The organism is Pseudomonas sp. AU11447 (assembly GCF_001672555.2).
Taxonomy (GTDB): domain Bacteria; phylum Pseudomonadota; class Gammaproteobacteria; order Pseudomonadales; family Pseudomonadaceae; genus Pseudomonas; species Pseudomonas nitroreducens.
Map to the genome: position 1 here is coordinate 1 of NZ_LZDG02000071.1, position 13,853 is coordinate 13,853.

13 protein-coding genes are annotated in these 13,853 nt (G+C 67.5%); all 13 read left to right on the forward strand.

Annotated elements, in window-relative coordinates:
• On the forward strand, nucleotides 1–547 hold a 547-nt coding region (locus A6723_RS25010), incomplete at its 5' end, for a MaoC family dehydratase (RefSeq protein WP_064979882.1).
• A gap of 39 nt (nucleotides 548–586) precedes the next feature.
• A complete protein-coding gene (locus A6723_RS25015; RefSeq protein WP_054906788.1) occupies nucleotides 587–1,945 on the forward strand; it encodes an MFS transporter in 1,359 nt (452 codons plus the stop codon).
• 38 nt (nucleotides 1,946–1,983) lie between these two features.
• Entirely contained in the window at nucleotides 1,984–2,388 is a 405-nt protein-coding gene (locus A6723_RS25020) for a PaaI family thioesterase (protein ID WP_037006947.1), read from the forward strand.
• Nucleotides 2,389–2,392: 4 nt separating this feature from the next.
• Nucleotides 2,393–3,451 (forward strand): acyl-CoA dehydrogenase family protein, encoded by a 1,059-nt coding sequence (locus A6723_RS25025; protein WP_054906789.1) that lies wholly within the window; start codon nucleotides 2,393–2,395, stop codon nucleotides 3,449–3,451.
• A gap of 8 nt (nucleotides 3,452–3,459) precedes the next feature.
• Nucleotides 3,460–4,215: an enoyl-CoA hydratase/isomerase family protein gene (locus tag A6723_RS25030; RefSeq protein WP_175405587.1), complete on the forward strand. Its 756-nt coding sequence runs from the start codon at nucleotides 3,460–3,462 to the stop codon at nucleotides 4,213–4,215.
• A 16-nt stretch (nucleotides 4,216–4,231) separates the two neighbouring features.
• Entirely contained in the window at nucleotides 4,232–5,377 is a 1,146-nt protein-coding gene (locus A6723_RS25035) for an acyl-CoA dehydrogenase family protein (protein ID WP_054906791.1), read from the forward strand.
• 48 nt (nucleotides 5,378–5,425) lie between these two features.
• Nucleotides 5,426–6,343: an SDR family NAD(P)-dependent oxidoreductase gene (locus A6723_RS25040; RefSeq protein ID WP_054906792.1), complete on the forward strand. Its 918-nt coding sequence runs from the start codon at nucleotides 5,426–5,428 to the stop codon at nucleotides 6,341–6,343.
• An 18-nt stretch (nucleotides 6,344–6,361) separates the two neighbouring features.
• Nucleotides 6,362–7,339, forward strand: a complete 978-nt coding sequence (locus A6723_RS25045) for an NADH:ubiquinone reductase (RefSeq protein ID WP_054906793.1) — start codon at nucleotides 6,362–6,364, stop codon at nucleotides 7,337–7,339.
• Between the two features lie 168 nt (nucleotides 7,340–7,507).
• Nucleotides 7,508–8,758, forward strand: a complete 1,251-nt coding sequence (locus A6723_RS25050) for an OprD family porin (protein WP_045215042.1) — start codon at nucleotides 7,508–7,510, stop codon at nucleotides 8,756–8,758.
• A 121-nt stretch (nucleotides 8,759–8,879) separates the two neighbouring features.
• Nucleotides 8,880–9,563, forward strand: a complete 684-nt coding sequence (locus A6723_RS25055) for a TetR/AcrR family transcriptional regulator (protein WP_054906794.1) — start codon at nucleotides 8,880–8,882, stop codon at nucleotides 9,561–9,563.
• Nucleotides 9,560–11,209: an acyl-CoA dehydrogenase family protein gene (locus A6723_RS25060; RefSeq protein WP_054906795.1), complete on the forward strand. Its 1,650-nt coding sequence runs from the start codon at nucleotides 9,560–9,562 to the stop codon at nucleotides 11,207–11,209. Before A6723_RS25055 ends, A6723_RS25060 begins: the two co-directional genes overlap by 4 nt.
• 132 nt (nucleotides 11,210–11,341) lie before the next feature.
• Nucleotides 11,342–12,817 carry an AMP nucleosidase gene (gene amn, locus A6723_RS25065; RefSeq protein ID WP_054906796.1) on the forward strand — a complete coding sequence of 492 codons (1,476 nt, stop codon included), beginning with the start codon at nucleotides 11,342–11,344 and terminating at the stop codon, nucleotides 12,815–12,817.
• 176 nt (nucleotides 12,818–12,993) lie between these two features.
• Complete coding sequence (deoC, locus tag A6723_RS25070; RefSeq protein WP_054906797.1) at nucleotides 12,994–13,770, forward strand: deoxyribose-phosphate aldolase; 777 nt, start codon at nucleotides 12,994–12,996, stop codon at nucleotides 13,768–13,770.
• Nucleotides 13,771–13,853 lie beyond the last annotated feature (83 nt).

Consider the following 13,853-nt stretch of genomic DNA (forward strand, 5'->3'; position numbering starts at 1 on the left):
CAAGGGCGCCGGCAAGGGCGCGCTGCTCTATAGCGAGAAGGTCGTCAGCGATGCGCAGAGCGGCGAGGTGCTGGCGATTGCCCGCGGCACCACCTTCCTGCGCGGCGATGGCGGTTTCGGCGGCGACAGCCAGTCGCTGAGCCAACCGCACCGTCTGCCCGAGCAGGCGCCGGACCTGGTCATCGACCTGCCGACTCGCCCCGAGCAGGCGCTGCACTACCGCCTGAACGGCGACGACAACCCGATCCACGCCAGCCCAGCGGCGGCCGCGCGCGGTGGTTTCCCACGGCCGATCCTGCATGGCCTGTGCACCCTGGGCGTGGCCTTCCACGCGCTGCTGCGCGGCTTCGCCGACTACCGCGCGGAGCGTTTCGCCCATCTGCAGGTGCGCTTCTCCGCACCGGTTTACCCCGGCGAAACCCTGCGTACCGAAATCTGGAATGACGGCTCCTTCCGCACCCGCGTCGTCGAGCGCGACGTGGTGGTGCTGGACAACGGCCGCGTGCGCCTGACCCCGGAGATGGGAGAACACGCCGGGCGGGCATAGCGCGACGACGACCTCAACCAACCTGCGAGAACAACAACAATGAACGCACCCGACAGCTTGGCCCAGGGCACCGCGATACCGCGGCGGACCCTGGTGATCGCCTTCCTCTTCTGCTTCCTGGGTCTGCTCGCCGATGGCGCGGACCTGATGTTCCTCGCCTACAGCCTGAACAGCCTGAAGGCGGAGTTCGGCCTGTCCAACTTCGAGGCCGGCTCGCTGGGCAGCATCACCCTGGCCGGCATGGCCATCGGCGGTATCTACGGCGGCTGGGCGTGCGACCGCTTCGGTCGGGTGCGGGTGGTGACCTGGACCATCCTGGTGTTCTCCCTGGGCACCGCGTTGCTCGGGTTGGCGCACAACTTCTGGGCCTTCGCGCTGATCCGCTTCGTTTCCTCGCTGGGCCTGGGCTCGCTGTTCGTCGCTTGCAACATCCTGATGTCCGAGTTCGTCACCGCCAAGTACCGCACCACCATCCTGGCGACCATGCAGGCCGGCTGGACCGTGGGCTACCTGGTAGCGACCGTTCTTGCCGGGCAGATCATCCCCGACTACGGCTGGCGCGCGCTGTTCTTCACCGCCATCGGCGCGGCGCTGATCTGCCTGGCGCTGCGGCCCTGGGTTCCGGAGTCACCGTCCTGGCTGGCAGCCCGTGCGCAACGGCTGCAGCAGGCCGGCAGCAACCGCCAGCAGAGCGCGCCCAGCGGCGGCATGCGCCAACTGCTGGTCGATCCGTCCACGCGGCGCATGTTCCTGCTGTGGAGCCTCACCTCATGCTTCCTGCTGTTCGGCTACTACGGCACCAACAACTGGATGCCCTCGTACCTGGAAAGCGAGCTGGGCATGAACTTCAAGTCCATGACCGGCTACATGGTCGGCACCTACACCGCGATGATCCTCGGCAAGGTGCTCGCCGGGATCGCCTCGGACCGCTTCGGCCGCCGCGCCACCTTCGCCGCCGGCGCCATCGGCACCGCGATCTTCATGCCGGTGATCGTGTTCTGGCACACCCCGGACAACATCGTCTGGATCCTCGCGCTGTTCGGTTTCATCTACGGCGTACCGGTGGGCGTGCTGGCCACCTACATGACCGAGAGCTTCTCCACTCAGGTACGCGGCGCCGCCGTCGGCACCTCCTACAACCTCGGCCGCATTGGCGCGGCGGTGGCCCCGGCGGCCATCGGCCTGCTGGCCTCCCATGTGTCCATCGGCGCGGGCTTCCTGGTGATGGGCATCACCTACGTGATCACCGGCCTGATCCCGGCGCTGTTGATCCCCAACCGCCTATATGACCCGAACCGCGAAGGGCGCACGGTGCAGCCAGGCACACCCGCCCGTGCGCCTGCGCACAGCACTGCCCGCCCGCTGGGCCAACCCGTCACGGAGGAAAGCCTGCGATGACCGATCTCACCCGCGCCGCCAATGCGCCCGGGCCGGACATGTTCCCCCGCGATCGATACACCTTCCAGGAGTTCCTCGGCCTGGAGCGCTGGGTCGATGGCGAAGTGGTGCGGGTACGCCTGCGCCACCGCCCGGAGCTGATGAACTACATCGACAGCTTCCACGGCGGCGTGCTGATGAGCGTGCTCGATGCCGCCATGGCCGGCGCGATCCGCGCGCAGATGCCGGGTTGCTCGATGGTCACCATCGACATGGCCACCCACTTCATGGGCAGTACTCGCGGCGAGATCAACGCCGTCGGCCGGGTGCTCAAGCGCACCCGCACGCTGTGCTTCTGCGCGGCGGAAATCTTCGATGAAGCCGGCGAGCTGATTGCCAGCGCCACCGGCAGTTTCAAGTACCGGCCCGCGGCGGCCGGAGCTGTTCAACCGACACGGGAATGATGAAATGACCGACCACACCGCGATGGCCGAGGAACGCGAAGAGCGCCTGCGGCTGATCCGTGACAGCGCCGCCTCCCTGGTCCCGCGCGGCGGCGACCTGGGCCGGGTGCGCCGTCTGCGCTTCCAGCAGGCGGGCGTCGACCGCGACGCCTGGGGCGAAGTCTGCGCCATGGGCTGGCCGGGCCTGCGCCTGGCGGAAGAGCTGGGCGGCAGCGGGCTGGGCATGGCCGAGTACGCGGCGCTGCTGGAAGAGCTGGGCCGTGGCCTGCTGCCCGAGCCGCTGATCGAGGCGAGCCTGGTCGCTCCGTTGCTGCCAGCGGACGAGCGCGACGCGCTGCTGGCCGGCGAGCGGCTGATCCTGCCGGCCGGCATCGGTTATGAAGCAGATGCGGCATTGCCGGTGCTGCGCGACGGCCAACTGCGCGGCGAGGTCGTCCACGTGGCGCTCGGTGCTGCGGCTGATGCCTGGCTGGTCGCCTGCAACGCCGGCCTTGCTCTGGTGCAGCGCAACGCCGAAGGGCTCAGCCTGCATCAGGATGCGACCCAGGACGGCGGCCACCTGGCGCGCCTGCGCTTCGACGGCACGCCGGCACAACTCGTCGAGACCACGCCCGCCGCCCTCGACGAAGCGGCGCTGGCCTGCTCGGCCTATCTGGTCGGGCTGATGGATGCCGCCTTCGAACAGACTCGGGACTACCTCGGCGTGCGCCGCCAGTTCGGCCGCGAGATCGGCAGCTTCCAGTCGCTGCAGCACCGCATGGTTGACCTGAAACTGCAGATCGAACTGGCCCGCGCCATCGTCGGCGAAGCGGCCACCGCCCTGGATGACGGTGCGCCGACTGCCCTGGTACAGCGCCTGGTGTCCACCGCCAAGGTGCGTGCCGCCGAAGCGGCCATGCTGGTCACCCGCCAGGCGATCCAGTTGCACGGCGGCATCGGCTACACCGACGAGGCCGACATCGGCCTGTTCCTGCGCCGCGCCATGGTGCTGCTCAACAGCCAGGGCTCGCTGGCCTTCCACCGGGCGCGCTACATCGCCCTGCTGCATGCGGAGGTGGCGTGATGAGCGAGATGCTGCTGCAGGAAACCCATGGCTCGGTGCGCCTGCTGCGCTTCAACAATCCGGCGCGGCGCAATGCACTGCCCACAGCGCTGCGTGCCGCGTTGCTCGACGCGCTGCGTGAAGCGGACGCCGATCCCGCCGTGCGCAGTGTGGTGCTCACCGGTTCGGCGGAAGTCTTCAGCGCCGGCGGCGATCTGAGCGACATGCACGTCACCGACCTGAACGCCGGCCGCGTGCGCATGCAGAAGAACGCTGACCTGATCCGCCAGATGCTGCGCATGGGCAAGCCCATCATTGCCGCCATCGAAGGCTGGGCGGTGGGCGCCGGGCTGTCGGTGGCGCTGGCCTGCGACAGCCTGGTTTGCGGCGGCACGGCGCGCTTCGCCGCCGGCTTCGGCAAGGTCGGCTTGATCGCCGATCTCGGCCAACTGCACACCTTGCCGGCGCGCATCGGCAACGGTCGGGCGCGGCAGGTGCTGATGTTCGGCCAGGTGATCGAGGCCGAGGAAGCGCTGCGCATCGGTCTGGTGGACCAGCTCTGTGCACCGGGTGCCGCGCTGGATGCTGCGCTGGCATTGGCCGCAAAGGTCGAGCAGCAGGCGCCGCTGGCGCTGTCGCTGACCAAGGCGCTGCTGGCCAATGGCCTGGAGCTGCTGCTCGAACGCGAAGGCGATTTCCAGAGCCAGCTGTTCCTCAGCGCCGACCACGCCGAAGGCAAAGCGGCCTTCCTCGAAAAACGTTCCCCGGATTTCCGGGGCCAGTAATCAAGAGAACCGTGACATGACCGATTACAACGCCCTTGAAGATGGCGAATTCCGTCGACTGGTGCGCGAGTGGGTCGCCGCCAACTACCCGCAACGCATCCGCAACCCGGCCCACCGCCTGGGTCGTGACGACACCTGGGAGTGGTACCAGGCACTGTCTCGGCAGGGCTGGCTGTGCCCCGGCTGGCCGGTGCAACACGGCGGCATGGGCCTGTCCGCCGGCAAGCAGCTGATCATGATCGAGGAGATGGAAAACTACGGCTGCGCGCGCCTGCCCGACAGCGGCATCACCATGCTCGGCCCGCTGCTGATCCGCTACGGCACCGACGCCCAGCGCGAGCGCTTCCTGCCGCGCATCCTCAGTGGCGAGGACATCTGGTGCCAGGGCTACAGCGAGCCCAATGCCGGCTCCGACCTCGCCAGCCTGCGTACCGAAGCGGTGCTGCGCGACGGCGAATGGGTGATCAACGGCCAGAAGACCTGGACCACCATGGGCACCGAGGCCAACTGGATCTTCGTGCTGGCGCGCACCGAGCGCAGCGCCAAGGCGCAGCAGGGCATCAGCTTCCTGCTGGTGCCGATGGACAGCCCCGGCGTCGAGGTGCGGCCGATCCTCAACCTCGAGCTGCAGGGCGAGTTCTGCGAGGTGTTCTTCAACGACGTGCGCGTGCCGGAGGAAAACCTCGTCGGCGCGGTCAACCACGGCTGGGGTATGGCCAAGGCGCTGCTCGGCTTCGAGCGCATCTTCCTCGGCTCGCCCAAGCAGGCCACCTTCGCCCTCGAGCGCCTGGTGCGCCTGGCCCGTCACCAGGGCCTGTGGGACGACCCGGTGTTCGCCCAGCGCTTCGCCACGCTGAGCATGGACCTGGACTGCCACAAGGCGCTCTACGAGCGCTTCGCCGAACGCCTGCGGCGCGGCGAGGAGCTGGGCCCGGATGTTTCCCTGCTGAAGATCCACCAGTCCGAGCTGTACCAGCGCATCAGCGAGCTGGGGCTGGAGATCGCCGGCGCGGATTCGGCGCTGCTCAACCCCTTCAGCGACGACCCTGAACTGCACCCGGCGGGCATCTTCATCCAGTCGCGGCCGACCACCATCTACGGCGGCACCAACGAGATCCAGCGCAACATCCTGGCCAAGGCCGTGCTCGGCCTGCCGAGCTGATCGTACGCACAACGAACCTCAAACACGAATTGAAGTAAGGAACGAGCAATGACCCAACGACTCAACGAAGGCAAGGTAGCGATCGTCACCGGCGCCGGTGGCGGCATTGGCCGCGAGATCGCCCTGGCCCTGGCCGACAGCGGTGCGCGAGTACTGATCAACGATATCGGCGTGTCCCTGCAGGGCGAGGGCGGCTCGGCTTCCCCGGCCGAGGAAACCCTCGGGCTGATCCGCCAGCGCGGCGGCGACGGCGCCATCAATACCGACAGCGTGTCGGACTGGGACAGCGCGCGGCGCATCGTCTCCAGCGCCATCGACACCTTCGGCCGCGTCGACATCGTGGTCAACAATGCCGGCATCCTGCGCGACACCATCTTCCACAAGATGAGCGCCGAGGACTGGCTGTCGGTGATCAACGTGCACCTCAACGGCAGCTTCTTCGTCAGCCGCGCCGCCGCCGAGCACTTCCGCGCGCAGAACAGCGGCGCCTTCGTGCACATGACCAGCACCTCGGGGCTGATCGGCAACTTCGGCCAGGCCAACTACTCGGCGGCCAAGCTGGGCATCGTCGCCCTGAGCAAGTCCATCGCCCTCGACATGCAGCGCTACAACGTGCGCTCCAACTGCATCGCGCCCTTCGCCTGGAGCCGCATGACCGATTCCATTCCGGCCGAGACGCCGGAGCAGAAAGCGCGGGTGGAAAACCTGCAACGCATGACCCCGGACAAGAACGCGCCGCTGGCCGTGTACCTCGCCTCCGATGCCGCCAGCGCGGTCAATGGCCAGGTGTTCGCCGCGCGCAACCACGAAATCTTCCTGATGAGCCAGAGCCGCCCGCTGCGCAGCGTGCACAGCGACAACGGCTGGACCCCGCAGAGCATCGCCGAGCACGGCATGTCGGCGCTGCGCGGGAGCTTCATGGACCTGGCGCGCAGCCCGGACGTGTTCTCCTGGGACCCGATCTGACCTTTCGGAGGCAGGCGCATGTTCAAGACCCGATTCACCGAAACCTTCGGCGTCGAACACCCGATCATGCAGGGCGGTATGCAGTGGGTGGGGCGCGCCGAGATGGCGGCGGCGGTGGCCAACGCCGGTGGCCTGGCGACGCTCTCGGCGCTGACCCAGCCGACGCCCGAGGCGCTGGCCGACGAGATCGCGCGTTGCCGCGAACTCACCGACAAGCCCTTCGGCGTCAACCTCACGCTGCTGCCGACGCAGAAGCCGATTCCCTACGCCGAGTACCGCGCGGTGATCATCGAGAGCGGCATCCGCGTCGTCGAAACCGCCGGGAACAACCCCGGCGAGCACATCGCCGAGTTCCGCCAGCATAGCATCAAGGTGATCCACAAATGCACGGCGGTGCGCCATGCGCTCAAGGCCGAGCAACTGGGAGTGGATGCGGTGTCGATCGACGGCTTCGAGTGCGCCGGGCATCCGGGCGAGGACGACATTCCCGGTCTGGTGCTGCTGCCCGCCGCGGCCAACCGGTTGCGCGTGCCGATCATTGCTTCCGGTGGTTTCGCCGATGGCCGTGGACTGGTGGCGGCGCTGGCGCTGGGGGCCGATGCGATCAACATGGGCACGCGTTTTCTCAGCACCCGCGAATGCCCGATCCATCCGCAGGTCAAGGCGGCCATCCGCGCCGCCGACGAGCGCTCCACGGACGTGATCATGCGTTCGCTGCGCAACAGCGCGAGGGTCGCGCGCAACGCTATCAGCCAGGAAGTGCTGGCCATCGAGGCGCGCGGCAACGCCACCTATGCCGACATCGCCACGCTGGTCAGCGGTCTGCGCGGGCGCACGGTCTACGAACAGGGCGACACCGACCTGGGCATCTGGTCGGCGGGCATGGTCCAGGGCCTGATCGATGACGAACCGAGCTGCGAGGAACTGCTGCGCAGCATCGTCGAGGAGGCGCGTGAGCTGATCCGCGAGCGACTGGAGGGTTTGCTTATCCAGTGATTTTCCATGTGGCGGCGTGGGAGCAAGCGTTTCTTCTGGAGGCTATGCGCGGAGGCTCCCTCTCCCTAACCCTCTCCCTTCAGGGAGAGGGCGGGGGAGAGGGGCTCGTACTGACCTCCAGACAGCAGCGGCGCCGCCTTCACCTCACCTGACGAAGAAACAACAACAATGAAAAATCTTCCCGTACGGGCGCTCGTTTCGAGCTTCGCCTGCCTGCCCCTGTTCGCCCACGCGGACTTCATCGCGGACAGCAAGGCCAACCTGGAACTGCGCAATTTCTACTTCAACCGCGACTATCGCCAGAGCGGCGCCGCACAGTCGAAATCCGAGGAGTGGGCGCAGGGTTTCCTGCTGCGCTTCGAGTCGGGCTACACCGAGGGCACGGTCGGCGTGGGCGTCGATGCGCTCGGCCTGCTGGGCATCAAGCTGGACTCCAGCCCCGACCGCACTGGCTCCGGCCTGCTGCCATACTCGGCCAGCGACAAGCGCGCCGCCGACGACTACAGCGACCTGGGCGTGACCGCCAAGCTGCGCGCCTCGAAAAGCACCCTGAAGGTCGGCACGCTGCTGCCGAAGATGCCGGTGGTGCAGTACAACGACACCCGCCTGCACCCGCAGACCTTCCAGGGCGGCCTCGCCGAGATCAACGAGATTGACGGACTCACCGCGCAACTGGGCCAACTGCGCCAGGTGAAGCAGCGTGACTCGACCAACGACGAAGACCTGTCGATGACCCGTGGCAACAAGCGCAACATCGTGCTCGGCAGCCATACCAGCAGCGACCGCTTCAACCTTGCCGGCGGCACCTACCGCTGGACCGATAACCTCAGCACCAGCTACCACTACGGCGGCCTGGAAAACTTCTACCGCCAGCACTACCTGAGCGTGGTCCACACGCTGCCCATCGCCGAGGGCCAGTCGCTCAAGTCCGACATCCGCTGGGCGCGTTCCACCGACGATGGCGGCAGCAATGTCGACAACCGCGCGCTCAACGCCCTGTTCACCTACCGCATCGGCGGTAGCGGTTTCGGCGTGGGCTACCAGCGCATGTCCGGCGACACCGGCTTCGCCTACCTGTCCGGCACCGACCCGTACCTGACCAACTTCGTGCAGATCGGCGACTTCGCCAACAAGGACGAGCGCTCCTGGCAGGCGCGCTACGACTATGACTTCGCCGGCCTCGGCCTGCCCGGCCTGACCTTCATGACGCGCTACCTGCAGGGCGACCACATCGACCTGCTGAATGGCCAGGGGCGCGGCAAGGAATGGGAGCGCGACACCGACATCGGCTACGTGGTGCAGAACGGCCCGTTCAAGAACCTCGGTTTCAAGGTGCGCAACGGCGCCTTCCGCAGCGATTTCGGCAACGACATCGACGAAACGCGGGTCATCGTCAGCTACCAGATGCCGCTCTGGTAACAGTCGCTACGGGCGGCGGCGGTTTGGCCAGAATCGCCCCGCCCGTGGCGGGAATGTCCCTTTCAGCCAAAGTCTGAACCGTGATTCACTGCTTTCAATGCAATGAATCAGGGTTCAGACCATGGCTTACCGGCAAACCGAGGCCCGGCTGCAAAAGGACGGCGAACAGCGCGAGCGCATCCTCGAGTTGGCGCTGGCGCGGGTTGCCGACGGCGGCTTCGCTGCGCTGACCATGCAGAGCCTGGCGGATGACGCCGGCATCGCTACCGGCAGCCTCTATCGGCATTTCAGCGGCAAGGGCGAACTGGCCGCCGAAGTCTTCGCTCGCGCCAGCCAGCGCGAGGTCGATGCTCTGGGCGTGCTGCTGAAGGATTCGGGCAGCGCCGCCGAGCGCCTGAATCGAGGCCTCCAGCAATTCGCCGCGCGTGCCTGGGGCAGTCGTCAGCTGGCCTTTGCGCTGATCGCCGAACCGGTCGACCCGGAGGTGGACGAGCAGCGCCTGGTCTACCGCGAAGCCTACGCTGCCCTGTTCATCACCCTGCTGGAGCAGGGCATCGCCACCGGCGAATTCCAGCCCCAGCCGGTGCAACTCACTGCCGCCTGCCTGGTCGGCGCCATCGCCGAGGCGTTGATCGGTCCGCTCTCGCCACCGGCCCGCGCCGCGCGGGATGCCGGCGAATCCAAGGTTTCCCTGGAGGACGTCAGCGACGCCCTCGTGAACTTCTGCCTGCGCGCCGTCGGTGCGTTCCCTGCTGCTTTGCCAAAACCTGCCAGGCCCACGCCTGTGATGGAGGACCAGCCATGATCCCGCACCAGTACGCCGAAACCCACGAAGTGACCAACCAGGTGCCGCCGCTGGATGGCGCCAACCTCTATCGCGTCGACGTACCGCTGCAGGAGTGGGTGCGTCGCTACGGCGGTGGCTTCGCCGAGCAGAAACTCGACGCCTACGGCGCGCTGGCCGGCGGGCCGCTGATGGCGGCGGGCTTCCTGGCCAACGAGAACAAGCCGGTGTTCAAGTCCCATGACCGCTACGGCCATCGAGTCGACCTGATCGAATTCCACCCGGCCTATCACGAGCTGATGCGCGCCTCCATCGAGGCCGGCATCCCGTCCATGCCCTGGACCGATCCGCGTGCCGGCGCTCACGTCGCCCGTGCCGGCCTCAGCTACCTGCACAGCCAGGCCGAAGCCGGCACCGGTTGCCCGCTGACCATGACCTTCGCCAGCGTGCCGGCGATCCGCCTGCAAGCGGACGTCGCCGAGAAGTGGCTGCCGAAGATCCTCTCCACCGAATACGACCCGCGCAACCTGCCCATCGAGCAGAAGGCCGGCGCCACCATCGGCATGGCCATGACCGAGAAGCAGGGCGGCACCGACGTCCGCGCCAACACCACCCGCGCCTACCCGGTGGGCATTCCCGGTCCCGGCCAGGCCTACGAGCTGGTCGGTCACAAGTGGTTCTGCTCGGCGCCCATGTGCGACGCCTTCCTCACCCTGGCCTACACCGACAAGGGCCTGACCTGCTTCCTGCTGCCGCGCCACCGCCCCGACGGCAGCCGCAACGAGTTCTACATCCAGCGCCTGAAGAACAAGCTGGGCAACTGGTCCAACGCCTCCAGCGAAGTGGAATACCGCGGCGCGCTGGCCTGGATGGTCGGCGAGGAAGGCCGCGGCGTGCCGACCATCATCGAGATGGTCGCCATGACCCGCTTCGACTGCATGATCGGTTCCAGCTCCCTGATGCGCCAGGCGCTGACCCAGGCCGCGCACCACTGCGCCTATCGCCAAGTCGGCGGTCGCGTATTGGCCGAGCAACCGCTGATGCAGAACGTACTGGCCGACCTCGCCCTGGAAAGCGAAGCCGCGCTGGCCCTGACCATGCGCATGGGCCGTGCCCTGGACCACCTGCACGACGAACAGGAAGACAAGTTCGCCCGCCTGGTCACCGCCGTGGGCAAATACTGGATCTGCAAACGCGCCCCCGCGATGATCAACGAAGCCGCCGAATGCCTGGGGGGTGCCGGCTACGTCGAGGACACCATCCTCCCGCGCCTGTACCGCGAAGCGCCGGTCAACTCCACCTGGGAAGGCTCGGGCAACGTGCAGTGCCTGGACGTCCTGCGTGCCCTGTCCAAGGAGCCCGGCGTGCTCGACGCACTGTTCGCCGAGTTGGGCGACGGCCATGGTGACGCGCGCCTGGCCTCGTTCATCGGCAACCTCAAGGCGTCCTTCGCTGATACCCAGGACATCCAGTACCGCGCCCGCCAGCTCACCGAGAACGTCGCCGTCGCCCTGCAGGCCAAGCTGCTGCTGGAAGCGGGCAACTCGGTGGTCTCCGACGCCTTCATCGCCAGCCGCCTGGACGACGGTGGCCGCGTCTACGGCACCCTGCCGCGCGGAGTGGATGTGGAAGCGCTGGTGGCGCGGGCGACGCCGCACCTGGCGTGATGCAACTTTGCCAGCTGCCCGCCACGGGCAGCTGGCCTGGTCCTGTCATTGATCGTCTCTGTTGAATCTGTCATCCCCTTCCGCCACGGAAGCAGGCAAGATGGAGCTGATCGTTCAGACAGGATGCCCACCATGAGTCTTACGACTGGCGACGAGTTCTTCGTCGCGCAGACCGCCGAAGAGGCCGTCGATCAACTGGCCGTGCTTCACGAGCGTGCCACCGGCGCCCTGAACCAGGCGCTCAAGCGGTACCTGAAGGACCGCGAAGTCCCCGACGCGCAACAGCGCGAACAATTCCGCTACCCGCTGCTGCGGGTGACCTACCTGTGCCAGGGCGAAGTGCCATCCACCACCCGCGCCTACGCCAAGGTCCAGGTACCCGGCACTTACGCGGTGACCATCACCCAGCCCAAGGCCTTCCGCAAATACCTGCTCGAGCAGCTGCGCCCGCTGATGGAAGATTTCACCGTGCGCGTGGAAGTCGGTGTCAGCCAGCAGAACATTCCTTACCCCTACGTGGTAGAGAGCGGCGACGAGCTGGGCGGTTCCGGTGTGACCGCCGCCGAGCTGGCGCGGGTGTTCCCCAGCACCGACCTGTCGGCTACTTCCGACGGCGTGGCGGACGGCCTGTACGAATGGGAGAACGCCGACCCGATGCCGCTGGCGCTGTTCGACGCTGCGCGTACCGACTTCTCCCTGCGCCGCATGGTGCATTACACCGGTAGCGACTGGCGCCATGTGCAGCCGTGGATCCTGCTGACCAACTACCACCGCTACGTCGACCAGTTCATCCACCTGGGCCTGGAGCGCCTGCGCGATGACCCGCGCTTCGTGCGCATGGTGTTGCCGGGCAATGTGATCATCGAGCGCGGCACCGATGCCGGCGAGGCCAACGCCATCGTCGCCAGCGTCGAGTGGCATCGCTTCCAGATGCCGGCCTACCACCTGATCGCCGAGGATGGTGACGGCGTGACCCTGGTGAACATCGGCGTCGGACCGTCCAACGCGAAGAACATCACCGACCACCTGGCCGTGCTGCGCCCGCACTGCTGGCTGATGGTCGGCCACTGCGGCGGCCTGCGACAGTCGCAGACCATCGGCGACTACGTGCTGGCCCACGCCTACATGCGCCGCGATGGCATTCTGGACCGCGTGCTGCCGCCGCACATCCCGATCCCGGCGTTGGCCGAAGTGCAGCTGGCGCTGCAGGAAGCCGCCGCACTGGTCACCGGCGAACGCGGCGACCAGCTCAAGCGCCGCCTGCGCACGGGCACCGTGCTCACCTACGACGACCGCAACTGGGAGCTGCACTGGGCCCAGGAGCGCCCGCTGATCAACCTGGCGCGGGCGATTGCGGTGGACATGGAGAGCGGCACCATCGCCGCCCAGGGCTACCGCCTGCGGGTGCCCTACGGCACGCTGCTGTGCGTCTCGGACAAGCCGCTGCACAGCGAGATCAAGCTGCCCGGCGCGGCCACGGCGTTCTACCAGCGCGCGGTGAGCCAGCACCTGTCCATCGGCATCGCCGCCGTCGACCTGCTGCGCACCCAGCTCAACTCGCTGCACTCGCGCAAGCTGCGCAGCTTCGACGAGCCACCGTTCCGCTGATCTGCGACAGGGCACGGGGCGACCAGCAGGGTGATGGTGGTCGCCTCAGCTGCATCAAGGAAGCAGCGTAGGGCGCATAACGCGCCAGCGTTATCCGCCGTGCAGGTTGCGGCGTATAACCTGTTCCAGGTTATGCGCCCTACGGTGCTGAAGAAAGCCGAAGGAGAGTGTTGCCGATGACCGATCCTCGCAAGACCCCGGCGGGCCGCGCGCTCGCCCTGCTGGACCTGACCTCCCTGAATGATCGCGACGACCTGCAAAGCACTGTCGAACTCTGTCGCCGTGCGCTGACGCCCTACGGCGATGTGGCGGCGGTGTGTGTCTGGCCGAAGCTGGTGCACGTCGCCCGGCGCACACTCAATACCCTGGGCGGGCGCTCGGTGAAGGTCGCCAGCGTATGCAACTTCCCCGCGGGCAACGCCCCGCTGGCGGACGTGGTGGAGGAGGTGCGCAAGACCCTTGCCGAAGGCGCGGACGAGATCGACCTGGTCTACCCGTGGCGCAAGCTCAAGGCCGGCGAGCCAACCGGCGCGGTGGAGCTGATTCGTACCTGCAAGACGCTGTGCGGGCCGTACCACCGGCTCAAGGTGATCCTGGAAACCGGCGAGCTGGCCGATCCCGAATTGATCCGCGCGGCCTGCCGGGAAGCCATCGCCGGCGGCGCCGACTTCCTCAAGACCAGCACCGGCAAGGCGGCGGTGAATGCCACGCCCGAGGCGGTGCGGGTGATACTCGAAACCATCGAGGAGGAGGGCGGCAAGGTGGGGCTCAAGGTATCTGGCGGGCTGCGCACGCTGGCCGATGCGCAGGGCTACCGGACGCTGGTGGAGGAGCGTTTCGGCGCTGGCTGGATTACCCCGGAGCATCTGCGCTTCGGCGCATCGTCGTTGCTTGACGATCTGCTGCGCGAGTTGGGCGCCGAAGCCAAGCCCATCACCACGCGCAGCTACTGAACCGCCCGCGTTGACGCAGCCCGGGGCGGGCCTAGAATGCTCGCCTCCCGCGCCACGGGGAACCGTGGAGCGCCCCTCCGGTC

Coding starts and splice junctions, on each gene's coding strand:
- A6723_RS25055 (WP_054906794.1), top strand. CDS start 8,880: ATGGCTTACCGGCAAACCGAGGCCCGGCTGCAAAAGGACGGCGAACAG.
- A6723_RS25045 (WP_054906793.1), top strand. CDS start 6,362: ATGTTCAAGACCCGATTCACCGAAACCTTCGGCGTCGAACACCCGATC.
- A6723_RS25040 (WP_054906792.1), top strand. CDS start 5,426: ATGACCCAACGACTCAACGAAGGCAAGGTAGCGATCGTCACCGGCGCC.
- A6723_RS25025 (WP_054906789.1), top strand. CDS start 2,393: ATGACCGACCACACCGCGATGGCCGAGGAACGCGAAGAGCGCCTGCGG.
- A6723_RS25030 (WP_175405587.1), top strand. CDS start 3,460: ATGCTGCTGCAGGAAACCCATGGCTCGGTGCGCCTGCTGCGCTTCAAC.
- A6723_RS25050 (WP_045215042.1), top strand. CDS start 7,508: ATGAAAAATCTTCCCGTACGGGCGCTCGTTTCGAGCTTCGCCTGCCTG.
- deoC (WP_054906797.1), top strand. CDS start 12,994: ATGACCGATCCTCGCAAGACCCCGGCGGGCCGCGCGCTCGCCCTGCTG.
- A6723_RS25020 (WP_037006947.1), top strand. CDS start 1,984: ATGTTCCCCCGCGATCGATACACCTTCCAGGAGTTCCTCGGCCTGGAG.
- A6723_RS25060 (WP_054906795.1), top strand. CDS start 9,560: ATGATCCCGCACCAGTACGCCGAAACCCACGAAGTGACCAACCAGGTG.
- A6723_RS25035 (WP_054906791.1), top strand. CDS start 4,232: ATGACCGATTACAACGCCCTTGAAGATGGCGAATTCCGTCGACTGGTG.
- A6723_RS25015 (WP_054906788.1), top strand. CDS start 587: ATGAACGCACCCGACAGCTTGGCCCAGGGCACCGCGATACCGCGGCGG.
- amn (WP_054906796.1), top strand. CDS start 11,342: ATGAGTCTTACGACTGGCGACGAGTTCTTCGTCGCGCAGACCGCCGAA.